Source organism: Enterobacter sp. C3_dUdeg (genome assembly GCF_057536195.1).
Window position 1 is genome coordinate 1,320,931 of the sequence record NZ_BAAKFX010000001.1, and the last position, 21,464, is coordinate 1,342,394.

Here is a 21,464-nt window from a genome sequence, read left to right on the forward strand (position 1 = left end):
GATGATGAAAAACCTGGCTACCCTGAGCGTACACAGCGGCGAGTTTAACGACCAGCACGGCGCAGTCATGCCGCCGATTTACGCCACCTCGACGTTTGCGCAACCGTCACCCGGCGAGCATACCGGCTATGAATATTCCCGCAGCGGCAACCCTACCCGCCATGCGCTGGAAACCGCCATCGCCGAACTGGAAGGCGGCACGCGCGGCTACGCCTTCGCCTCCGGTCTGGCGGCCATCTCCACGGTGCTCGAACTGCTGGATAAAGACAGCCATATTGTCGCCATCGATGACGTTTACGGTGGGACGTACCGCCTGATTGAAAACGTGCGCAAGCGCAGCACCGGCCTGCAGGTCAGCTGGGTTAAACCGGACGACTTAGCCGGTCTCGAGGCCGCCATCCGCCCGGATACCCGCATGGTGTGGGTCGAAACGCCAACCAACCCGCTGCTGAAGCTGGCGGATCTGGCTGCCATTGCGGCGATCGCCCGCCGCCATAACGTCATCAGCGTGGCGGATAACACCTTCGCGTCGCCGGTGATCCACCGTCCGCTGGAGTCAGGTTTCGATATCGTGGTGCACTCCGCCACCAAATACCTGAACGGCCACTCTGACGTGGTGGCCGGGCTGGCGATTGTCGGGGACAACAGGGAACTGGCGGATAAGCTGGGCTATCTGCAAAACGCGGTAGGCGGCGTATTGGATCCGTTCAGCAGCTTCCTGACGCTGCGCGGTATTCGCACGCTTGCTTTGAGGGTAGAAAAGCACAGCACCAACGCGCTGGCGATTGCGCAATGGCTGGAGCAGCATCCTCTGGTCGAAAAGGTGTTCTATCCCGGCCTGGAATCGCATCCGCAATATCAGCTTGCCCGCACGCAGATGGCCCTGCCCGGCGGGATGATTTCCGTGGTGGTAAAAGGCGATGCGCAACACGCCACCGAGGTGATTCGCCACCTGAAGCTGTTCACCCTCGCGGAAAGCCTCGGCGGTGTGGAAAGTCTGGTGAGCCAGCCTTACAGCATGACGCACGCTTCGATTCCGCTGGAGCAACGCCTGGCAAACGGCATTGTGCCGCAGCTGATCCGTCTGTCAGTCGGGATTGAAGATCCGAAAGACCTGATTGCCGACCTCAGCCAGGCGCTGCAAAAATAAGCAAAACGCGGCAGGTCAATCACCTGCCGCCATAAGTTGTCATCATGGCTTAACGCCTTGATAACAATATTATGTGAAACTGCACAGATTATTTCTGAAACACCGTTTCCATTTTCCTTTTATCTTAAAATCAGCGTATAATGCGCGCCTAATCCCTGGTGAATGGTTTCAGCGCTTGGAATACAAAAAACAACGTACAACTTCTCCTCTCCTTCGTTGGGCTGTCACTCAGGCACACTTTCTTCTGCACGCTCATTTGATGTCTCCTATCCTTAGTGCGTGTCATATACTCTTTTGCAACACAGGTTTGACTCCGCGGCGGTGCGCCCCCGGAGCGAGATTTCCATATCCTTCCCAACTTAAAGACTAAGACTGTCATGAAAAAGACGAAAATTGTTTGTACTATCGGCCCGAAAACCGAATCTGAAGAGATGCTGACCAAAATGCTGGACGCCGGCATGAACGTGATGCGTCTGAACTTCTCCCACGGTGATTACGCTGAACACGGTCAGCGTATCCAGAACTTGCGCAACGTAATGAGCAAGACCGGTAAAAAAGCTGCGATCCTGCTGGATACCAAAGGTCCAGAAATCCGCACCATCAAACTGGAAGGCGGTAACGACGTCTCTCTGAAAGCGGGCCAGACCTTCACCTTCACCACCGACAAATCCGTTGTCGGCAACAGCGAAATCGTTGCAGTGACCTATGAAGGCTTCACCAACGACCTGTCCGTCGGTAACACCGTGCTGGTAGACGATGGTCTGATCGGTATGGAAGTCACCGCCATCGAAGGCAACAAGGTTATCTGTAAAGTGCTGAACAACGGCGACCTGGGCGAAAACAAAGGCGTTAACCTGCCGGGCGTCTCTATCGCACTGCCAGCACTGGCTGAAAAAGACAAACAGGACCTGATCTTCGGTTGCGAACAAGGCGTTGACTTTGTTGCGGCCTCCTTCATCCGTAAGCGTTCAGACGTGGTTGAAATTCGTGAGCACCTGAAAGCCCACGGCGGCGAGAAGATCCAGATCATCTCCAAAATTGAAAACCAGGAAGGCCTGAACAACTTCGACGAAATCCTCGAAGCGTCTGACGGCATCATGGTTGCACGTGGCGACCTGGGCGTAGAAATCCCGGTTGAAGAAGTGATCTTCGCGCAGAAGATGATGATCGAGAAATGTGTTCGCGCGCGTAAAGTGGTTATCACCGCAACGCAGATGCTGGACTCCATGATCAAAAACCCACGCCCAACCCGCGCAGAAGCAGGCGACGTGGCTAACGCCATCCTCGACGGTACTGATGCCGTTATGCTGTCCGGCGAATCCGCAAAAGGTAAATATCCGCTGGAAGCGGTGTCCATCATGGCCACCATCTGCGAACGTACCGACCGCGTAATGAAAAGCCGTCTGGACTACAACAACGACAGCCGCAAGCTGCGCATCACCGAAGCGGTATGCCGTGGTGCAGTAGAAACGGCTGAGAAGCTGGAAGCACCGCTGATCGTGGTTGCCACCCAGGGCGGTAAATCTGCTCGCGCGGTGCGTAAATACTTCCCGGATGCGACTATCCTGGCGCTGACCACCAACGAAACCACGGCTCGTCAGCTGGTGCTGAGCAAAGGCGTGATCCCTCACCTGGTGAAAGAGATCGCGTCTACAGATGATTTCTACCGTCTGGGTAAAGAAGTCGCTCTGGAGCTGGTTGATCGTGGTCTGGCACAGAAAGGTGACGTTGTGGTCATGGTTTCTGGCGCGCTGGTGCCAAGCGGAACCACCAATACCGCATCTGTTCACGTGCTGTAATAATTCCCGAACGAATTAATTTTGATAAAAAGCGCCCTCCGGGCGCTTTTTTTATTCCTGGCATTAGCTAAAGTCATTCAAATTGCAAATCGGGTTTTTCTATTTAATTGCGAATTATCTAAGATGAATCCGATGATAAATGCCTTTTTTTACATAGATTTTTGCTCAAAAAGGGCCGATTCGATGCTTCTTTGAGCGAACGATCAAAAATAGGTGTATTCCCATCAAAAAAATATTCTCAACCCAAAAAACTTTGTGTAATACTTGTAACGCTACATGGAGATTAACTCAATCTAGAGGGTATTAATAATGAATCGTACTAAACTGGTACTGGGCGCGGTAATCCTGGGTTCTACTCTGCTGGCTGGTTGCTCCAGCAACGCTAAAATCGATCAGCTGTCTTCTGACGTTCAGACTCTGAACGCTAAAGTTGACCAGCTGAGCAACGACGTGAACGCAATCCGTTCCGACGTTCAGGCTGCTAAAGACGACGCAGCTCGCGCTAACCAGCGTCTGGACAACCAGGCTACTAAATACCGTAAGTAATAGTACCTGTTAATAAAATGGCGCACATTGTGCGCCATTTTTTTTGCCTGCGTCAAACGGCTACTGCGTCACCTTCTCCCCTTCATCTTCCGCTACCGCAGCGGACACCCGACTGTTCTGCACCGACAACACGCTATTGCTGGCCGACGGGCCGCTCTCTGACGACACGATAACCGGGATCCCGGCGCGGCGCGACAGGGCTTTCTCGATCAGCGCCTTATCGCTTCCCGCCTGAGAAACAAAGGTCGCAAAGTCGGCGGAGTGGGTAATGGGCGAGACCTGCGGGTTTTCTCCCTCAGCCTGTGCCAGCGGGCGATGGACTTCAATATAGCGTTTGCCATCCGGCTCCACGGAGAACTTCACGGGTTCATTGATAATCTGTACCCGCGTGCCAACCCGCACCTGTTCAAACAGGGCTTTAATGTCCGGGGCGTTCATCCGCATACAACCTGAGCTGACGCGCAGTCCGACGCTGTCCGGCGCGCTGGTGCCGTGGATGAGATATTCCCCGTTGCCCACGCCTAAACGCAATGCGAAGCGTCCCAGCGGGTTATTTGGCCCGGCAGGTACCACCGGCGGTAATTTGATTCCCTGCTCCAGAGAGCGGGCTCTGATGCCCGGCGTGGGCGTCCAGGTGGGATTCGGGATTTTCTGGCTTACGCGCGTGGTCGTAACCGGTGTTTCCAGCCCCAGCTGTCCGATGCCGAGCGGGAAGACCTGAACGATGTTTTCTCCCGGCGGGAAGTAGTAGAGCCGCAGCTCAGCGAGGTTCACCACAATCCCCTCGCGCGGCGTGTCCGGCAGCAGCATCTGCGACGGGATGGTAATGACGGTTCCCGGCGCCGGGTTGACTGGCGCAATGGTATTGTTCGTTTCCAGAATCACCTGCGCCGCGGTATTAAACCGGCGGGCGATGGTCTGCAGCTTATTATCCCCTTCCTGTATCGTGTAGGTTTGATTTTGCCCAATCAGGCGACTGCCTGCGGGCGGCAACGGATAGTCCATCGCGCGGGCCGAATTAAGTGCGCCGAGCGAACTGAGGAGTAATAGAGTTATGAGAGACGCGCGCTTCATGCTGAGATTCCTTATTCACTGGCAGGACGCCAGAAAGCTGAAAAACCAGCGAGGCGGGAACCACCTCGCGAAACAGAATGAATGCTGTTCTGTAAGTCTAGCTAAGGATTGCAGCTTTGGCGCGAATCGCGCGAATCATCGCTTCCAGTCCCTGGGAACGAGACGGGGTGAGGTGTTGTGTGAGGGCCATTTTTTCAAACCACGGGCGGACATCAAACGCGACAATATCCTGCGCCGACATCCGGTGGTAAAGAATAAAGACGACCGCAATAAGCCCTTTTACAATGGCCGCATCGCTATCGCCGTGCAGTGCTATCGTGCCGTCGTCAGACTGCTCCATCACAATCCACACCTGGCTCTGACAGCCCTGAATAATATTTTCCGGGTTATGCGCCTCTTCACCGAGCGGCGGCAGACGCTGCCCCAGCTCGATGATATACAGGTACTTCTCTTCCCAGTTTGCGCAACGCCCAAAGTTGCGCAGCAATTTGTCTCTGTCCGGCAGTTCTGCCATCTTTCGCCTCTCCGTTAGCCCAGCAGCTGGTGAATACGCTTAAGCCCCGCCACCAGCCTGTCGACCTCTTCCGTTGTGTTGTACATCACCAGCGACGCGCGGCACATTGCCGGCACCTGGTAAAACGCCATCAGCGGCATGGCGCAGTGGTGCCCGGTACGGACCGCCACGCCGTAGTTATCGAGGAAACTGCCCACGTCATAGGCGTGATGTTTCCCGAGATTGAACGCGATCACCCCTTGCCGGTCGGCAGGCCCGTAGAGGGTCAGATCCGGCACGCTGGCAAGCTCGGCAAGCGCATAGTGCATCAGCAGCTGTTCGTACTCCTGAATGCTATCAAGGCCGATTGCGGAGACGTAGGAAACCGCCGCCCCCAGCCCGATAATCCCGCCGGTGTTGGGCGTACCCGCCTCAAAACGCCACGGCGCGCGCGCGTAGGTGGTGCCTTCCGTCAGGCTGACGGTGGCGATCATCGACCCGCCCCCTTCCCACGGCGGCATCGCCTGCAGGATGTCTTCCTTCACGTAGAGCACGCCAATCCCGGTCGGCCCATAGAGCTTGTGGCCTGAGAAGACGTAGAAATCGCAGTCCAGCGCCTGAACGTCAACCGCGTGGTGCATCACCGCCTGAGCGCCGTCAATCAGCACCTTCGCGCCGGCCTGGTGGGCTTTTTCGATAATCTCTGCCACCGGGTTTTCCGTCCCCAGCACGTTGGAGACCTGGGTGACCGCCACCAGCCGCGTGCGGTCATCCAGCAGTGCGTCGAGCTGCTCAAGCTGCAGCGTCCCGTCAAGGTTAAGCGGAATGACCCGCAATTGCGCGCCAACGCGCTCGCAGAGCATCTGCCACGGCACGATATTGGCGTGGTGCTCCATCTGGGTGATGATGATGTTATCCCCCGCGTGGACCTGCGCGTTGCCCCAGCTGTTAGCGACAAGGTTGATCCCTTCAGTGGTTCCGCGCACGAAGACCAGCTCTTCAGGCGATTTCGCATTGAGGAAGGCGGCAATTTGCGTGCGCACGTTTTCCATACGCTGGGTCGCCTCGGCGCTCAGGGTATGAATACCGCGATGCACGGCGGCGTAGCCGTGGCGATAAAACTCGGCTTCCGCATCCACTACCGGGTTAGGCTTCTGCGCGCTGGCCGCGCTGTCCAGATAGGCCAGAGGAAGACCGTTTACTTCACGGGTCAGAACCGGAAAATCTGCCCGTACTTTCTCGACGGGAAAACTCATGCTTCGCCTCCAGGCAGACGCTGACCGATACGCGCCAGCACCTGCTGTTTCAACTGACCATCGTTCAGCGCTTCCGTCAGTTCGGCGGCAAACGCATAGATAATCATTTTCTGCGCCGCCTGCTGGTCGATACCGCGGGAACGCAGGTAGAACATCTGCTCGTCGTCGATGCGCCCGACCGTCGCACCGTGGCTGCACTTCACGTCGTCGGCGTAGATCTCCAGCTGCGGTTTGGTGTCCACTTCCGCCAGGCGACCTAACAGCAGATTGTTGTTGGTCATCTGCCCGTCAGTTTTGATGGCGTGCTGCGCCACGTTAATCAGTCCGTTAAATACCGCGCGCCCTTTATCACTCACGATAGTTTTATGCAGCTGGCGGCTGTTGCAGTAGCCCTTGTTGTGCTCAAGCCAGGTGCGCGTGTCGCACACTTCAGATTTAACCGGCATCGCCAGGCTGTTGATGCGCAGCGTGGTGTTTTCACCGTTAAGCTGCGTGCTGGTATTGTGGCGCAATACCGACCCACCGAGCAGGAAGCTGTGGCTGTACGCCGCGGCATCCTGACCCAGCACAATGTCGTTATGGGCAAAGTGGTGGCTCTGCGCATTCTCAAACGCCAGCTTGACGTGGTGAAGCTGGGCATTGGCGGCAACGTTCATCGTCAGACGCGATCCGGTAAAGTGCCGGATATCGTTGAGGCTGACGTAATGTTCGATTACCGTGGCTTCCGCCCCCTCCGCCAGCTCAAGATGGTGGCGATAGTGCGCGGTGTTGATTTCGTCGCCGTCCAGACCCTGGGTGATGTGCATCAGCAGCAGCGGTTTTGCCGGACGCTGGTTACGCTTCACGCGGATATGCGTCACGCTGCGGGCCAGGCTCTCGGTCAGGTGGAGGAAAACCTCAGGCTGAACCGGGGCGCTCAGGGGCTGGCGATCGTCGTTTATCTCAATCTCAAATCCGCTCCCCTGAAGGGCGTCGCTCAGCTCCGGACGGAACTCACCGTCGACAAACACCAGGCGCACGGCATCCACGTTTACGGCCAGCGCGTCACGCTGCGCCGGGGTGAGATCCGCCAGACGGGTCACGAACTCGGCGTTCAGCAGGCCATCAAGCGGGGTGTATTTCCAGTTCTCATGCTTACGCGTCGGCAGGCCGAGACGCAGCATCTGCTGCAGATGCTGCTGCGCCTGCTCAGAGCGCGTGCCGCCCTGGGCTTCAAACAGCCGGTGCCACTGCTGGAGCGCATTACTGCTGTTCGGTAAGCCAGCCATAGCCCTGCTCCTCCAGTTGTTTAACCAGCGTGAAATCACCGGATTTCACAATACGCCCCTGGTAAAGCACGTGAACGTAATCCGGCTTGATGTAGTCCAGAATGCGCTGGTAGTGGGTGACGATAATGAACGAACGCTTGCCGTCACGCAGGGAATTCACGCCGTCAGCGACAATCTTCAGGGCGTCGATATCCAGACCGGAGTCGGTCTCATCCAGAATGCACAGCTCGGGCTCCAGCACCGCCATCTGCAGAATGTCGTTACGCTTTTTCTCGCCGCCGGAAAAGCCAACGTTCACCGAACGGGTCAGCAGATCTTCCGGCATCTTCAGCAGCTTGATCTTCTCTTCCATCAGGTCCTGGAAGTCAAAGCGGTCCAGCGCCTCCAGGCCGCGATACTTGCGCACCGCATTCAGCGCCGTCTGCAGGAAGAACTGGTTGCTGACGCCCGGAATTTCGACCGGGTACTGGAAGGCCATGAAGATGCCCTCTCCCGCGCGGTCTTCCGGCGACATCTCAAGCAGATCTTTGCCGTTAAACTCCACCGAGCCGTGGGTTACCTCATAATCTTCGCGCCCCGCCAGCGTCGCAGACAGCGTACTTTTTCCGGAGCCGTTCGGCCCCATGATGGCGTGGACTTCACCCGGCTTAACGTCAAAATTGAGGCCACGCAGGATGGCTTTGTCTTCTACGCTAACCTGTAAATCTTTAATGCTTAACATGTGCTTTCCTTAACCGACGCTGTGTTCAAGACTAATGGCGAGGAGTTTCTGGGCTTCAACGGCAAATTCCAGCGGCAGTTCAGAGAACACGTCCTTACAGAAGCCGTTAACGATCATCGAGATGGCGTCTTCTTCACTGATCCCGCGCTGCAGGCAGTAGAAGAGCTGATCTTCCCCAATCCGCGACGTCGTCGCCTCGTGCTCAAGCTGGGCCGTGTTGTTACGGCACTCGACGTACGGGAAGGTATGCGCCCCGCAGTCGGCACCGATCAGCATCGAGTCACACTGGGTAAAGTTTCTCGCATTGGTGGCCGTCGGCATGATTTTCACCAGCCCGCGATAGCTGTTCTGGCTATGCCCGGCGGAAATCCCTTTCGAGATGATGGTTGATTTGGTGTTTTTACCTATGTGGATCATCTTGGTGCCGGTATCGGCCTGCTGATGGCCGCTGGTCAGCGCCACCGAGTAAAACTCGCCGATGGAGTTATCCCCGCGCAGAATGCAGCTCGGGTATTTCCAGGTGATGGCAGAGCCGGTTTCAGACTGGGTCCACGACATCTTGCTGTTTTCGCCTTCGCACAGCGCGCGCTTGGTGACGAAGTTCAGGATACCGCCGGTATTGCCGTCGCCCGGGAACCAGTTTTGCACCGTGGAGTATTTCACCTCGGCGTCTTTGTGGATGATGACCTCCACCACCGCCGCGTGCAGCTGGTAGCTGTCGCGGACCGGGGCGGAGCACCCTTCGATATAGCTGACGTAGCTGCCTTCATCCGCAACCAGAATCGTGCGTTCGAACTGGCCGGTTTTTTCGGCATTGATGCGGAAATAGGTGGACAGCTCCATCGGGCAGCGCACGCCTTTCGGCACATAGATAAAGGTGCCGTCAGAGGCTACCGCCGCGTTGAGCGCCGCAAAGAAGTTGTCGTTAGAAGGCACCACGGTCCCAATGTATTTTTTCACCAGTTCCGGATGATCGTGAATCGCTTCGCCGAAGGAGCAGAAAATGATCCCCTGCTCTGCCAGCTTCTCGCGGTAGGTGGTTGCCACCGAGACGGAGTCGAAAATGGCGTCCACCGCCACCTCTTTCCCCTCACGCACGGGCACGCCAAGCTGGTTAAAGGCTTCTTCCACCTCTTTGCTGAGGAAACTGTTCTCCGCACCGGTTTGCTGCACCGCGCCGGGCTGCGAGGCGCAGGTATCGTCACAGCTGCCGCAGGAGGGCGCAGAATAGTAGCTGTAGTCCTGATAGTTCAGCTTGTCGTAGTGCGCTTTCAGCCAGTGCGGTTCTTCCATCTCCAGCCAGGCGCGGAAGGCGCTCAGGCGGAACTCCAGCATCCACTCGGGCTCGTTGCGTTTCGCCGAGATCGCCCGCACGACATCTTCGTTGATGCCTTTCGCCAGCTCATCGGTCTGCAGCTGGGTGAAGAACCCCTCTTTATAATTGAGGTGCCCACCGCCCCAGGTATTTACATCACTCGTTGCTTCAGTATTACGAGACATAGTACCGCCTATACCCCAAAGCTTTCGCCGCAGCCGCATTCGTTCTGGGCTTTCGGGTTATGAAATTTGAATAACTGGTTTAAGCCTTCGCGGACGTAGTCCACTTCGGTGCCGTCAATAAACGGCATGGCCTGCAGCGCGACGTACAGCTTCGCGCCGTCAGTCTCGAACACCAGGTCATCTTTCTCGGGTTCGGTGACGGTATCGAGCACGTAGCCGAAACCCGCGCAGCCGGTCTGTTTGACGCCTAAACGCACGCCAAGGATCTCGGGCTTTTTCGCCACCAGATCGTGAATATGTGCCGCCGCCGCTGGCGTGAGCGTTAAGCCGCGCCAGGCAAAATCGGCAGGATTAAAGGTTTCTGAATGCAGTTCCATAGGTCCACCTCATCTGATAAGCCATCAGGGCATAACACCATGTTAGTGATAACGATTATCACTTCAACCCTCTGTCAGCAGGGGCATTCGGCTAAACCGCCCTTTTTGCCTACTTTTATTAAGCATAGACCCTGTGAGAGGATGCAGTCAGGATGGATGTATTTGTTCAATGCATTGATTAATAATGCATTTCGTCGCGGCATTTATGACAGGGAAGAGAAAAGTAAAATATGCATCGGAAATGCCTATTTTTGAGATAGCTTTTGCTCAGAAAATGACAAAAACAAAAAAAGGCCCTCAAGGCCTCTGTTAATCAGTGATGAAATGAGACAGCAAACCCCTGTTCACGCCAGTGGTCGAGCTGTTCCTGCTGGCGAGGCGTTGGGGATTTCCCCGTCCAGACGAAGATTTTTTGCCCAGGGAACAGTTCAGGACGCGGCGAATCAATAGGTTCCGCCAGGACGTCAATGTGCCATCCCTTCTGCGATAAGCGCGCGGCTTCCAGCCACAGGTGGGTGCGGTCATCGCATTCCCAGCCAATCAGGAGGGCATCTTTACCGGCTTTTTTGCGGGATTCCGCCAGGCTTGCAATCGCGAATTCGATCAGGACGCCGTCAAACAGGCTAGCCATGTGGCGCACGGTGTTTTGATCCTGATTCATGCGCTGACGAACGGGAGAAATAATATTGTCAATCAGCGCATCTATCGCGTGATCGCGGCGGAATTCGCCCATTTTGGCGCGCAGCTTTGCCGGGCTGGCGTAACGCAGAACGGTCATCATTTCTTCCTGAAACGAGACCCAGTTGCCCTGAGTCAATACTTCTTTGTTTTCCAGCAAGGCTTTGACTTTTCCGACCGAGACGCCGCTTTTCATCAGGCGCTTGATCTCTTCTATGCGGAGGATATCTTCATCGTCAAACTGACGATGACCTCCTTCGCTGCGCTGCGGCTTCAACAATCCATAACGGCGCTGCCAGGCACGCAGCGTAACGGGGTTGATACCGCATCGTTCGGCCACTTCGCCGATACTGTAATAGGCCATTAACTCCCTCACGCTCAGAACTTCCATACCTAACTGCACCAACCTTATCAGATTGTACACACCATTTGTATAACTAAGACCGCATTTTGCTCAGGTGAATGGGCTACTCCTCCCTTCACCTGTTAATACATTGTTGTATAAAAATTACCATTCGTACAGTTAACTCTGCCGTAATGTGTACAGCTTTATCAGAAGTCGAACTTTTTCTCCGGCCACGCAATCGCGGGAATACCGCCGTGTCGCGGGCTGGCAAAAAGATGTCCCTGGAACTGGGAAATCCCGGCGGATTCCAGCCACATCCACTCTTCAGCCTTCTCTACTCCTACCGCGCAGAACTGGATCTCAAGCGAGGAGCAGCATTTAATAATCGCCTGAATAATGGCCTGTCGGGGGCCACTTTTATGCACGTTCGCGACCAGATCGCGATTAATCTTAATTCTGTCCGGCTGGAACTGCGCCAGCAGCTGCAGCCCGGCAAAACCGGCGCCAAAGTGATCGATCGTCACGCTGATACCCGCGCTTTTTAACTGCCTGACCGAATCCGTGAATTCATCAAAACGGGAAATGGCTTCGCTCTCGGTGAACTCCACCACAATTTGCTCGGGTACAAACCCATTGGCTTCAATCGCGGTGAGTAGGAAATCCACGGCGTTGGGAATGTTGACCAGCGTCATGGGCCGCAGATTGAGGGATAACGTCTGGTCCTGGAGCCCCAGCGCGCTGGCCATGGAGAGCGCCACCTGCTTGCTGTGTAAATCAGAGGCATACACCTCGTCACGCGGCAGATTGGCAAAGTAATCTCCCGGTGCGCCGCCGTCAGGCGTGCGGAGAAGCGCCTCCCAGGAGACGACCTGCTGCATAAACGGATCGACTATCGGCTGGAACGCAAAGCTGCAATCCGCCCCTTTCGCGACCACTTCGGGCTGCGCGGACAGGCGCGTTTCCTCGCGAACGAACTCCCAGGAATCCGCAGGCGGCAGTTCAAAATAGTTCGCTTTTTCCGTGGCCTCGACAAAGGTGCGGAAAAACTGCAGCGGGCGGTCATTATACGTCAGCTGATAGCGTGTCGTCCCCCTGTTGAGCACCTGCTGCAGCACTTCGTCCCTGTCGAAGTGGCGCAAATCAAAAAGCTCCATGCCCACGTTGCCAAAACGCCGGACAGGTCCGTGATCGCGCATCAGCTCCACCACGTTATGGTGGCGCGGGTCGTTGCAGATATGCTCATAGATAGCAGAGACGTGTTCCACTGGCCCTTCAAGCAGCTGAAAAAAATGTGTGCCGTTAAACAGCAGGATCCCCGTGACGTTGGATTGCCGGTTTTTACTATTTGCAGCAGCGACCATTGCTTCCAGCGCTTTAACTGGAACGTCCTCGCAGATATGACTGCGGTAAATGATGGTTGTGAGCATGCTATTCCTGGGGGTTAGGGTTTTGGCCACAAAAAAGGTGGATAAGGATCATTTATAGCACATTAATTGCCTGACAAATAATTTACATCTCAACCATTTACGGCATTTGATGATGCTTTTTTCCAGGCTGTACAACTTATCAGCGCCCGAACTTTTTGTACAATATATCCTGTAACATTACCGGTCCACAACATACTCATAACCAAATGAAAATAAAGTACTTTATAAAAAATATCATAAAAATATTAAAAATCTGTACATTTTGAGTGTACAGATTTGGAAATTATGTATACCTTAATTGTAACGTTAGTGATTACAAAATTTTACAGGAGCGAAACATGCAGCAGAAAGGTTACGTCGCAGATTCCGCAGCAGCAATCGCACAGTACTTCGAAAAAGCCGTGCTTCCTACCCAGCAGGAGACGCTGGGCCAGGTCGTTGTTGAAATTCTCAGCGACGGGCGAAATCTGAATCGCAAATCGCTCTGTACCAAACTGCTCAGCCGCCTCGAAAAGGCCGATGGCCCGGAAGAGGAAGAGCATTACCACAAGCTGCTTGGTCTGCTCTTCGAACGGTAAGGATATGAAGAGCAGTAACGCAGACAAACTGATCGACACGCTTATCGGTGAAGCCGTTCTCTCTCTTTTGAAAGAGCGGGGGCCAGTGACAACCGAAGGATTGCTGCAGCGTCTGCGGGTCATGGAAGAACATGAAAAGGATCCCCGGCGGCGGGAGACACTTGCGGTGGTGATTGCCGAGATCGGCTCAAATAGCACCGCCTTTACACGTCGCAGAACCGCGCAAGGACGAACGAACAGAGAGGGACCTCTCAACGATAACAGAGACAATGTAGTGCCGTTATTTGGAAGTGGAAAACCGTCCGACCCCAAAAAAATACATTGACTGCAATTTAACAGCTACGGTGAGAACAAATGAGACAAAATATTCAGCTTCAACCCGAATACCACTCTGCTTTTTTAGACAGTGCGCTGGCGGAATATTTCCGTCATGCAGGCGATCGTTTTGCTGAAGAGTCCGCTATTTTTTCTACTGCAGTACGCTGTGTTCTGGCCTCCGAAGGCCATCTGTCCAACAAAGCGATAATCCTCTGGCTCATTCAGACGCTGGAAGCGACCCACGATGTTGTCCAGGCGGATGTGATTCGCAAGACGCTGGAAATTGTCGTGGGCTACACCATGGACGACCTGTAATTTCACGGCTCCTCATCCTGCTCTCGTGTCATCGTCAAAACTGACGAACAGCCTGACGATGACACGCGCCTTCCCCGCTTAACACCCTGTAAAACCAGCAAAGCCAATCTGGCACGGTTCCTGCTTACCTCCGTGTACGGGACTGGATTTTCCAGTCAACTTTGCTTCATTTCTTAACAGGTCTGTTATTGATGAAAAAGATCGCCAGCGTCTGCCCCTACTGCGGTGCAGGCTGTAAATTAAACCTTGTCGTTGAAAATAACCGTATCATCCGTGCCGAAGCCGCAGAAGGCGTCACAAACCAGGGCACCCTGTGTCTGAAAGGCTTTTACGGCTGGGACTTCCTCAACGATACCCGTCTGCTCACCCCGCGCCTGACCCAGCCGATGATCCGCTACCATAAAGGCGAGGCATTTACTCCCGTCACCTGGGAAGAGGCTATCCGCTACACCGCCCACAGGCTCAGCAGCATCAAAGCGCAGCACGGGCCGCGGTCGATCATGACCACCGGATCCTCTCGCGGAACAGGCAATGAAACAAACTATGTGATGCAAAAATTTGCCCGCGCGGTGCTGAACACCAACAACGTGGACTGCTGCGCGCGCGTCTGTCACGGCCCTTCCGTGGCCGGTTTACAGGAAACGCTCGGCAACGGCGCGATGAGCAACTCAATCAGCGATATTGAAAACTCAAAATGCCTGCTGGTGTTTGGCTATAACTGCGCGGACTCCCACCCTATCGTCGCCCGACGCGTGCTGAAAGCGCGGGAAAACGGCGCAAAAATTATCGTCTGCGATCCGCGGCGCATTGAAACGGCGCGCATCGCCGACCAGCATCTGCAGCTGAAAAACGGCAGCAATATGGCGCTGGTGAACGCCTTTGGCTTCGTGCTGCTGGAAGAGGAGCTCTACGACAAAAGCTACGTGGCGCGCTTTACCGAGGGGCTTGAGGCCTATCGCCAGACGGTGAAAGACTATGCGCCGGAGAAGGTCGAGCATCTTACCGGCATTCCCGCCCGCGACGTTCGCCAGGCGATGCGCACCTTCGCGGCGGCCCCTTCCGCCACCGTGATGTGGGGGATGGGCGTGACCCAGTTTGGTCAGGCCGTGGATGTGGTCAAAGGGCTTTCCAGCCTGGCGCTGCTGACCGGCAACCTCGGCCGCCCTGCCGTCGGCGTCGGTCCCGTGCGCGGGCAAAACAACGTTCAGGGCGCCTGCGATATGGGCGTTCTGCCAAATATGTTCCCCGGCTATCAGGATGTGACCGATCCGGCGGTCAGGCAGAAGTTTGCCGATGCCTGGGGAATTGACGCCGATAAAATGGACGATCGGGTCGGGACGCGCATTACCGAGGTGCCCCATCTGGCGCTGGAAGGCAAGGTCAAGGCCTACTACATCATGGGGGAAGATCCGCTTCAGACCGAAGCCGATCTCGGTCTCGTTCGCAGCGGTTTTGAGGCGCTCGACTTTGTGGTGGTTCAGGACATCTTTATGACCAAAACGGCAGAAGTGGCGGACGTTCTGCTTCCTGCCACCTCCTGGGGTGAACACGGCGGCGTCTTTACCTGTGCCGATCGCGGATTCCAGCGTTTTGGCAAAGCCATTGAGGCCAGCGGCAACGTGAAGCGCGACTGGGAGATTATCAGCCTGCTCGCCACCGAGATGGGCTACCCGATGCATTATGACTCCAACCAGCAGATCTGGGACGAGATGCGCGAGCTGTGCCCTCTCTTCTACGGCGTGACGTATGAAAAAATGGGCGAGATGGGCCACGTGCAGTGGCCGTGCCCGACGCTGGATCATCCGGGAACGCCGTACCTGTACAAAGACAATCAGTTCGACACCCCAACCGGTAAAGGGCAGCTCTTTGCCGCCCCGTGGCGCGCGCCGGCGGAAACCCCGGACGCAGATTTCCCGCTGGTGCTGTGCACGGTGCGTGAAGTGGGACACTACTCCTGCCGCTCGATGACCGGGAACTGCGCCGCGCTGCAGAGCCTGGCCGATGAGCCGGGCCGGGTGCAAATGAACCCTGCCGATGCGGAAAAGCTGGGCATCGCGGAGGGCCAGCTGGTCTGGGTGCGCTCACGTCGCGGCAAAGTGATTACCCGCGCCAGCATTAGCGAGCGTATCAACTCCGGGGCGGTCTATATGACCTATCAGTGGTGGATTGGCGCCTGCAACGAGCTGACCCAGGATAATCTCGATCCCATCTCCAAAACGCCGGAAACGAAGTATTGCGCGGTGCAGCTGGAGGCGATTGAGGACCAGCGCTGGGCGGAGGATTTTGCGGCGTCGGCGTATCAGTCCATGAAGTCGCGGCTGATCAACGCCGTCAATGTCTGAGGAAAATATCGGGTGGCGTCACCGCCGCCCGATACTGAATTTCAGACACAAAAAAGGCCGCACTCGCGGCCCTTTTATTCTCATGTACTCAATGGACGTGAACGCCCAACCGCCAGGCAAAATAGATCTCTTCTTTCAGTTCATTCGAAGAGAGCGCCAGCAAATCTGTAAATTCCAGCTCAAGCTGTTTCAGCTTTTTCAGGTACTGCGCCGGAGACAGGTTGCTCTTATCGCGACGTAAATATTCAATTGCCAGCTGTGTTGGGGTTATTTCAGTATCCATGATGTCCTCGCTTATGTACAAAACCTGACCAGTATATCACAACGGACTGGCTAGTTTTTGACCAAAGGCAAAACATCTGAAAACTTTACACAACCGCCGTGGTCAGCCGCGACGAGCAGCACAGGCGATCCTGCTCATCGAGAATATCTATCTGCCACACCTGATGGCGGCTTCCGGCGTGCAGCGCGCGGCAAACACCGCGCACGCGCCCGCTGCGCACCGAGCGTATGTGGTTAGCATTCACCTCGAGTCCAACAACCTTCTGCTCCCCTTCGGTACAGAGATAGCCCGCCACCGAGCCCAGCGTTTCGGCCAGCACGACGGAGGCCCCGCCGTGCAATAAACCAAACGGCTGGTGGGTGCGACTATCGACCGGCATGGTGGCCTCAATCTCATCGTCGCCAATGCGGATGAACTGGATATCCAGCAGCCCCACCATATTCCCCTCGCCCATGGCGTTCAGCGCCTGCAGCGTCACGGCACGTTTCCAGATCATCCAATTATCTCCAGTAAAGCCTGCAATGGGTGACGCACACCGTTACCTTCTACCCGTTTTACCTGGCTGCGGCAGGAGTAGCCCGTCGCCAGACAGCGGTTTCGCGGCAAACGCTGCATCGCCTGATGCCAGGACAGCTCATAGATGCCGAGCGAGTTGGCGTGGTTTTTCACTTCGTGTCCGTAGGTTCCGGCCATCCCGCAGCAGCCTACGTTGACGCTCTCCAGCTTCGCACCGAAGCGGGCAAAAACGGACGCCCACTGCGCGGGGGCACCCGGCAGCGCGGTCACTTCCGTGCAGTGGCCGAAGAGATACCACGGTTCACCGCTGACGTCCTGAACGGCTTTATCTGCCAGCGCCACCGGAAGCCACTCGTGCACCAGCATGACGTTGAAATCACCGCGCTTATCGCCCAGCGTCTGCTTGTATTCATCGCGATAGCAAAGCACCAGCGCCGGATCGACGCCAACCATCGGTATCCCGAGTTGCGCCACGCGGTTTAAGAAGTCAGACGTTTTCTGCGCGGTCTTCGCAAATCGGTTCAGGAAACCTTTAATGTGCTGCGCCTTGCCGTTGGGAGAGAACGGCAGCACAACCGGCTGGTAACCCACCTTCTCCGCCAGACGGACGAAATCGGCCACGACCTGCGCATCGTAGTAGCTGGTGAACGGATCCTGCACCACCAGCACCATATTGCCTTTTTGCTCCGGAGTGAGCGCCTCAAGCTGCTCCAGAGTCATGTTCGCCGAACGGTGACCGACGAGCTGGCGCTGCAGAGACGGGACCGACAACAGCGGGAGATCGACCATGCCGATGTGTTTTTCGGAGAGCTTGCGCACCAGCGGCTGGTTGATAAAGAAGTTGAAGGTCTTTGGCGCCCGCGCCATCAGCGGCGCGTAGCTTTCCACCGTCGCCACCAGATGGTCGCGCACCGGACGGAGGTATCGGGTGTGGTAAAGCTGCAGGAAACGCGAGCGGAATTCCGGCACGTCGATTTTAATCGGGCACTGGGTGGAGCAGGCTTTACAGGCCAGACAGCCGGACATCGCCTCTTTCACCTCATGGGAGAAATCATACTCGCCCTTGTTGGCATGCCAGCTGTTGCGGGTGCGCTCAATCAGCGAGCGCAGGCTGGCCCGTTTTTCCGGCAGCTCCTGCTCCAGCTTGAGCGGATCCACCCCGCGGTCGGCCAGCAGACGCAGCCACTCGCGCACCAGCGTCGCCCGCCCTTTCGGCGAGTGGATACGGTTGCTGGTGATTTTCATCGACGGGCACATCGGGCTTTTCACATCAAAGTTAAAGCACAGGCCGTTGCCGTTGCACTCCATCGCGCCGCGCCAGGACGAGCGCACCGCAATCGGGATCTGCCTGTCGTAGGTGCCGCGCTTGACGGCATCCACCTGCAGCATTGGGGCATCAACACCCTCAGGCGGACAGATTTTACCCGGGTTGAGGCGGTTATGCGGATCGAAAGCCGCTTTCACCTTACGCAATTCCGCGTAGAGCTGTTCGCCGAAGAATGCCGGGCTGTACTCCGCGCGGAACCCTTTCCCGTGCTCCCCCCACAGCAGACCGCCGTATTTGGCGGTTAAGGCCACCACGTCGTCGGAGATCTGCTTCATCAGGATCTCCTGCTGCGGGTCGCACATGTCCAGAGCCGGACGCACGTGCAGTACTCCGGCGTCGACGTGGCCGAACATGCCATAGCTCAGGCCGTGGCTGTCCAGCAGGGCGCGAAACTCCACGATATAATCCGCCAGATGCTCGGGCGGCACGCAGGTATCTTCGGCAAAGGGAATGGGCTTCGCCGCCCCTTTCGCATTGCCGAGCAGGCCCACGGCTTTTTTACGCATCGCATAGATACGCTCAATCCCGGCCAGATCGTTACAGAGCTGCCAGCCGATCACGCCGCCTTCACCCTGCGCAATCAGCTCGTCCAGACGCTGGCAGAGCGTGGTGACCTGACGCTCAATCAGCTCCGCATCATCGCCGGCAAATTCCACGATATTAAGACCGAGCATCTCTTTGTCCGGCACGTCGGTAATGAGGTCGCTTACGGAGTGCCAGACAATATCTTCCCGGGCAAGATTGAGCACCTTAGAGTCGACGGTCTCCACCGACAGCGCCTGCGCTTGCACCATAAACGGCGCATTGCGCAGCGCGGAGTCGAAGGAGTCATATTTGACGTTCACCAGACGGCGCACTTTCGGCAACCGGGTGATATCCAGCCGCGCTTCGGTAATAAATGCCAGCGTTCCTTCGGAGCCGGTCAGCACGCGGGTTAAATCAAACTGGGTCAGGTCATCGTTGAAGACGTGACGCAGATCGTAACCGGTCAGGAAGCGGTTCAGCTTGGGGAATTTATCGAGAATAAGCTGGCGGTTGTCGCGACAGCGTTCCAGCACGGTGCGATAGATACGCCCGCTGGCGGTGTTGTCTTTGCCCAGCGTTTCCGCCAGTTCAACCGGCATCGGCTGGGTATCGAGAATATCGCCACCCAGCAGCACCGCACGCACGCCCAGCACGTGATCGGAGGTTTTACCGTAGACCAGCGAGCCCTGCCCGGAGGCATCCGTGTTAATCATCCCGCCAAGGGTCGCGCGGTTGCTGGTGGAGAGCTCAGGGGCAAAAAAGTAACCGTAAGGCTTGAGATACTGATTAAGCTGATCTTTGATGACGCCCGCTTCGACCCGCACCCACCCCTCTTCCGGGTTGATCTCAATGATGCGGTTCATATAGCGCGACATATCAACAATGATGCCCTGGTTTAGCGCCTGACCGTTGGTCCCGGTGCCGCCGCCGCGCGGCGTAAAGACCAGCGAGGCAAACCGCTCCTGCGTGGCCAGCCGGGCGATAAGCGCGACGTCGGCCGTTGAACGAGGGAAAACAACGGCATCGGGAAGAAGCTGGTAGATACTGTTATCGGTCGCCATCGTCAGCCTGTCGGCATAGTTCGTGGCGGTATCACCTGTAAAACCCTGTTGCTCCAGTGCTTGCAAAAAATTAAGCACCAGCTGAACGACGCCAGGTGCCTGAGAAATCTGTGGGATCATGACTGTCGACCCTAATTAGAGTTGTATGAAATCGTTTGCGTGTATCTTAAAAGTTTTATCACATTTTTTTCTTATAATCTCTGCTGAATTACAGGCAGAATTCGCCTGTTAAAAACCGCTGAGATCATTAATGATTAAAGAGACGCGGTTTTCCGTTCCCGCCAGTCTTACTGGCGTTCTTTTAAGGAAAGTTTCATTTATGGTCAATCTTCGCCAGCCCAGGGATGTTGCGCAAATTTTGCTGTCGGTGCTGTTTCTGGCCCTCATGATTATTGCGTGTCTGTGGATTGTTCAACCCTTTATTCTCGGCTTTGCGTGGGCTGCGACCGTAGTCGTGGCCACGTGGCCTTTGCTGCTGCGCTTGCAGAAGCTGCTGTTCGGCCGTCGCGGGCTCGCCGTGCTGGTCATGACGCTCCTGCTGTTCCTGCTGTTTATCATTCCGATTGCCCTGCTGGTAAATAGCCTGGTGGATTCGAGTGGCCCGGTTATTCGCGCCATTAGCAGCGGCGACCTGACGCTGCCGGATCTCGCCTGGCTGAACAGCATTCCGCTGGTGGGCGCCAAACTCTACAGCGGCTGGCATAGCCTGCTGGAGATGGGCGGCAGCGCGCTGATGGCAAAAGTCCGCCCGTATATTGGCACCACCACCACCTGGTTTGTCGGGCAGGCGGCGCATATCGGCCGCTTTATGATGCACTGTACCCTGATGCTGCTCTTCAGCGCCCTGCTCTACTGGCGCGGCGAGCAGGTGGCTTTAGGCGTTCGTCACTTTGCCACCCGCCTGGCGGGCAAACGCGGTGACGCGGCGGTGCTGCTGGCCGCGCAGGCCGTGCGCGCGGTTGCGCTGGGCGTGGTGGTCACCGCGCTGGTGCAGGCGGTACTGGGCGGGATCGGTCTGGCGATTTCCGGCGTACCGTACGCCACCGTGTTCACCGTTGTCATGCTGATGACCTGTCTTGCACAGCTGGGACCGCTGCTGGTGCTGGTTCCCAGCATTATCTGGCTCTACTGGACGGGCGATACCACGTGGGGAACGGTGCTGCTGGTCTGGAGCTGCGTGGTCGGCACCATGGATAACGTGATTCGTCCGATCCTCATTCGCATGGGTGCAGACCTGCCGCTGATCCTGATCCTCTCCGGGGTCATTGGCGGATTGATTGCCTTTGGCATGATTGGCCTGTTCATCGGCCCGGTGCTGCTCGCCGTCACCTGGCGTCTGTTCTCTGCCTGGGTGCATGAAATTCCGCCGCCGGGAACTGACCCGGACGTGATTTTGAGCGAACTGGAAGAGCTGGAAGAGAAGAACACGCATTAAGGTATGCTGCCGGGTGGCGTTAACGCTCACCCGGCCTACACTTTCCCGCATGATACTTAAACACTGCTAAAGTATTTATTCGTTGCTCACTGGTCAGACCCGCCTTTTCAGCAATAAGTCTGCTAATAA

At 56.2% G+C, this 21,464-nt stretch carries 21 protein-coding genes; 9 read left to right on the forward strand and 12 right to left on the reverse strand.

Annotated features, from left to right (window positions below):
• The first annotated feature begins 4 nt into the window (after window positions 1-4).
• The 4 genes from AC27FC_RS06230 to lpp all read left to right on the forward strand — a co-directional run bounded on the left by AC27FC_RS06230 (window position 5) and on the right by lpp (window position 3,495).
• The gene (locus tag AC27FC_RS06230) at window positions 5-1,150 is read left to right on the forward strand and encodes a trans-sulfuration enzyme family protein (protein ID WP_196354802.1); all 1,146 of its coding nucleotides are present in this window, start codon (window positions 5-7) and stop codon (window positions 1,148-1,150) included.
• A gap of 73 nt (window positions 1,151-1,223) precedes the next feature.
• A complete protein-coding gene (ynhH, locus tag AC27FC_RS06235) occupies window positions 1,224-1,520 on the forward strand; it encodes a protein YnhH (RefSeq protein WP_418921897.1) in 297 nt (98 codons plus the stop codon).
• 7 nt (window positions 1,521-1,527) lie between these two features.
• The gene (gene pykF / locus AC27FC_RS06240) at window positions 1,528-2,949 is read left to right on the forward strand and encodes a pyruvate kinase PykF (RefSeq protein ID WP_029739779.1); all 1,422 of its coding nucleotides are present in this window, start codon (window positions 1,528-1,530) and stop codon (window positions 2,947-2,949) included.
• Between the two features lie 309 nt (window positions 2,950-3,258).
• Entirely contained in the window at window positions 3,259-3,495 is a 237-nt protein-coding gene (gene lpp, locus AC27FC_RS06245; RefSeq protein WP_010430241.1) for a murein lipoprotein Lpp, read from the forward strand.
• A 60-nt stretch (window positions 3,496-3,555) separates the two neighbouring features.
• On the opposite strand, the gene ldtE is transcribed toward lpp, so the two are convergent.
• The 9 genes from ldtE to AC27FC_RS06290 form a co-directional block, all read right to left on the reverse strand.
• Window positions 3,556-4,569, reverse strand: coding sequence for a L,D-transpeptidase LdtE (gene ldtE / locus AC27FC_RS06250; RefSeq protein WP_039262109.1), 1,014 nt, complete (start codon window positions 4,567-4,569; stop codon window positions 3,556-3,558).
• Window positions 4,570-4,666: 97 nt separating this feature from the next.
• Window positions 4,667-5,083: a cysteine desulfuration protein SufE gene (gene sufE / locus AC27FC_RS06255; protein ID WP_028012869.1), complete on the reverse strand. Its 417-nt coding sequence runs from the start codon at window positions 5,081-5,083 to the stop codon at window positions 4,667-4,669.
• A 14-nt stretch (window positions 5,084-5,097) separates the two neighbouring features.
• Window positions 5,098-6,318, reverse strand: a complete 1,221-nt coding sequence (gene sufS / locus AC27FC_RS06260; protein ID WP_196354535.1) for a cysteine desulfurase SufS — start codon at window positions 6,316-6,318, stop codon at window positions 5,098-5,100.
• Window positions 6,315-7,586 carry a Fe-S cluster assembly protein SufD gene (sufD, locus tag AC27FC_RS06265; protein ID WP_033145304.1) on the reverse strand — a complete coding sequence of 424 codons (1,272 nt, stop codon included), beginning with the start codon at window positions 7,584-7,586 and terminating at the stop codon, window positions 6,315-6,317. Before sufD ends, sufS begins: the two co-directional genes overlap by 4 nt.
• Complete coding sequence (gene sufC, locus AC27FC_RS06270; RefSeq protein ID WP_014831592.1) at window positions 7,561-8,307, reverse strand: Fe-S cluster assembly ATPase SufC; 747 nt, start codon at window positions 8,305-8,307, stop codon at window positions 7,561-7,563. The genes sufD and sufC overlap by 26 nt, the downstream gene beginning before the upstream one ends.
• Window positions 8,308-8,316: 9 nt before the next feature.
• Window positions 8,317-9,807: a Fe-S cluster assembly protein SufB gene (gene sufB / locus AC27FC_RS06275; RefSeq protein WP_039262105.1), complete on the reverse strand. Its 1,491-nt coding sequence runs from the start codon at window positions 9,805-9,807 to the stop codon at window positions 8,317-8,319.
• 8 nt (window positions 9,808-9,815) lie between these two features.
• Window positions 9,816-10,184 carry a Fe-S cluster assembly scaffold SufA gene (gene sufA, locus AC27FC_RS06280; protein ID WP_033145301.1) on the reverse strand — a complete coding sequence of 123 codons (369 nt, stop codon included), beginning with the start codon at window positions 10,182-10,184 and terminating at the stop codon, window positions 9,816-9,818.
• A 313-nt stretch (window positions 10,185-10,497) separates the two neighbouring features.
• Window positions 10,498-11,226 (reverse strand): MerR family transcriptional regulator, encoded by a 729-nt coding sequence (locus AC27FC_RS06285; RefSeq protein ID WP_033145300.1) that lies wholly within the window; start codon window positions 11,224-11,226, stop codon window positions 10,498-10,500.
• Window positions 11,227-11,414: 188 nt separating this feature from the next.
• Window positions 11,415-12,635, reverse strand: coding sequence for a diguanylate phosphodiesterase (locus AC27FC_RS06290; RefSeq protein ID WP_094935179.1), 1,221 nt, complete (start codon window positions 12,633-12,635; stop codon window positions 11,415-11,417).
• Window positions 12,636-12,973: 338 nt separating this feature from the next.
• Between AC27FC_RS06290 and ycgZ the strand changes: the two genes are divergently transcribed.
• From ycgZ to fdhF, 4 genes are all read left to right on the forward strand, one after another.
• Window positions 12,974-13,213: a regulatory protein YcgZ gene (gene ycgZ / locus AC27FC_RS06295; RefSeq protein ID WP_023311324.1), complete on the forward strand. Its 240-nt coding sequence runs from the start codon at window positions 12,974-12,976 to the stop codon at window positions 13,211-13,213.
• Between the two features lie 4 nt (window positions 13,214-13,217).
• Window positions 13,218-13,538 (forward strand): hypothetical protein, encoded by a 321-nt coding sequence (locus AC27FC_RS06300; protein ID WP_196354538.1) that lies wholly within the window; start codon window positions 13,218-13,220, stop codon window positions 13,536-13,538.
• 29 nt (window positions 13,539-13,567) lie between these two features.
• Complete coding sequence (locus tag AC27FC_RS06305; RefSeq protein WP_048977426.1) at window positions 13,568-13,846, forward strand: biofilm/acid-resistance regulator YmgB/AriR; 279 nt, start codon at window positions 13,568-13,570, stop codon at window positions 13,844-13,846.
• Window positions 13,847-14,037: 191 nt separating this feature from the next.
• Entirely contained in the window at window positions 14,038-16,188 is a 2,151-nt protein-coding gene (gene fdhF, locus AC27FC_RS06310; RefSeq protein ID WP_196354540.1) for a formate dehydrogenase subunit alpha, read from the forward strand.
• A gap of 88 nt (window positions 16,189-16,276) precedes the next feature.
• Here fdhF and AC27FC_RS06315 read toward each other — a convergent pair whose 3' ends face one another.
• From AC27FC_RS06315 to ydiJ, 3 genes are all read right to left on the reverse strand, one after another.
• A complete protein-coding gene (locus tag AC27FC_RS06315; protein WP_003857766.1) occupies window positions 16,277-16,471 on the reverse strand; it encodes a YdiH family protein in 195 nt (64 codons plus the stop codon).
• An 85-nt stretch (window positions 16,472-16,556) separates the two neighbouring features.
• Window positions 16,557-16,967 carry a 1,4-dihydroxy-2-naphthoyl-CoA hydrolase gene (menI, locus tag AC27FC_RS06320; RefSeq protein ID WP_023311321.1) on the reverse strand — a complete coding sequence of 137 codons (411 nt, stop codon included), beginning with the start codon at window positions 16,965-16,967 and terminating at the stop codon, window positions 16,557-16,559.
• Window positions 16,964-20,020 (reverse strand): D-2-hydroxyglutarate dehydrogenase YdiJ, encoded by a 3,057-nt coding sequence (gene ydiJ / locus AC27FC_RS06325; protein ID WP_167819317.1) that lies wholly within the window; start codon window positions 20,018-20,020, stop codon window positions 16,964-16,966. Before ydiJ ends, menI begins: the two co-directional genes overlap by 4 nt.
• A 199-nt stretch (window positions 20,021-20,219) precedes the next feature.
• On the opposite strand from ydiJ, the gene ydiK reads away from it, so the two are divergent.
• The gene (gene ydiK / locus AC27FC_RS06330) at window positions 20,220-21,335 is read left to right on the forward strand and encodes an AI-2E family transporter YdiK (RefSeq protein ID WP_033145295.1); all 1,116 of its coding nucleotides are present in this window, start codon (window positions 20,220-20,222) and stop codon (window positions 21,333-21,335) included.
• Window positions 21,336-21,464: the final 129 nt, after the last annotated feature.

What these genes read in the sequence shown, in the direction of transcription:
- AC27FC_RS06230 (WP_196354802.1), top strand. Translation starts at nt 5, where the DNA reads ATGAAAAACCTGGCTACCCTGAGCGTACACAGCGGCGAGTTTAACGAC.
- pykF (WP_029739779.1), top strand. Translation starts at nt 1,528, where the DNA reads ATGAAAAAGACGAAAATTGTTTGTACTATCGGCCCGAAAACCGAATCT.
- lpp (WP_010430241.1), top strand. Translation starts at nt 3,259, where the DNA reads ATGAATCGTACTAAACTGGTACTGGGCGCGGTAATCCTGGGTTCTACT.
- ldtE (WP_039262109.1), bottom strand. Translation starts at nt 4,569, where the DNA reads ATGAAGCGCGCGTCTCTCATAACTCTATTACTCCTCAGTTCGCTCGGC.
- sufE (WP_028012869.1), bottom strand. Translation starts at nt 5,083, where the DNA reads ATGGCAGAACTGCCGGACAGAGACAAATTGCTGCGCAACTTTGGGCGT.
- sufS (WP_196354535.1), bottom strand. Translation starts at nt 6,318, where the DNA reads ATGAGTTTTCCCGTCGAGAAAGTACGGGCAGATTTTCCGGTTCTGACC.
- sufD (WP_033145304.1), bottom strand. Translation starts at nt 7,586, where the DNA reads ATGGCTGGCTTACCGAACAGCAGTAATGCGCTCCAGCAGTGGCACCGG.
- sufC (WP_014831592.1), bottom strand. Translation starts at nt 8,307, where the DNA reads ATGTTAAGCATTAAAGATTTACAGGTTAGCGTAGAAGACAAAGCCATC.
- sufB (WP_039262105.1), bottom strand. Translation starts at nt 9,807, where the DNA reads ATGTCTCGTAATACTGAAGCAACGAGTGATGTAAATACCTGGGGCGGT.
- sufA (WP_033145301.1), bottom strand. Translation starts at nt 10,184, where the DNA reads ATGGAACTGCATTCAGAAACCTTTAATCCTGCCGATTTTGCCTGGCGC.
- AC27FC_RS06285 (WP_033145300.1), bottom strand. Translation starts at nt 11,226, where the DNA reads ATGGCCTATTACAGTATCGGCGAAGTGGCCGAACGATGCGGTATCAAC.
- AC27FC_RS06290 (WP_094935179.1), bottom strand. Translation starts at nt 12,635, where the DNA reads ATGCTCACAACCATCATTTACCGCAGTCATATCTGCGAGGACGTTCCA.
- ycgZ (WP_023311324.1), top strand. Translation starts at nt 12,974, where the DNA reads ATGCAGCAGAAAGGTTACGTCGCAGATTCCGCAGCAGCAATCGCACAG.
- AC27FC_RS06300 (WP_196354538.1), top strand. Translation starts at nt 13,218, where the DNA reads ATGAAGAGCAGTAACGCAGACAAACTGATCGACACGCTTATCGGTGAA.
- AC27FC_RS06305 (WP_048977426.1), top strand. Translation starts at nt 13,568, where the DNA reads ATGAGACAAAATATTCAGCTTCAACCCGAATACCACTCTGCTTTTTTA.
- fdhF (WP_196354540.1), top strand. Translation starts at nt 14,038, where the DNA reads ATGAAAAAGATCGCCAGCGTCTGCCCCTACTGCGGTGCAGGCTGTAAA.
- AC27FC_RS06315 (WP_003857766.1), bottom strand. Translation starts at nt 16,471, where the DNA reads ATGGATACTGAAATAACCCCAACACAGCTGGCAATTGAATATTTACGT.
- menI (WP_023311321.1), bottom strand. Translation starts at nt 16,967, where the DNA reads ATGATCTGGAAACGTGCCGTGACGCTGCAGGCGCTGAACGCCATGGGC.
- ydiJ (WP_167819317.1), bottom strand. Translation starts at nt 20,020, where the DNA reads ATGATCCCACAGATTTCTCAGGCACCTGGCGTCGTTCAGCTGGTGCTT.
- ydiK (WP_033145295.1), top strand. Translation starts at nt 20,220, where the DNA reads ATGGTCAATCTTCGCCAGCCCAGGGATGTTGCGCAAATTTTGCTGTCG.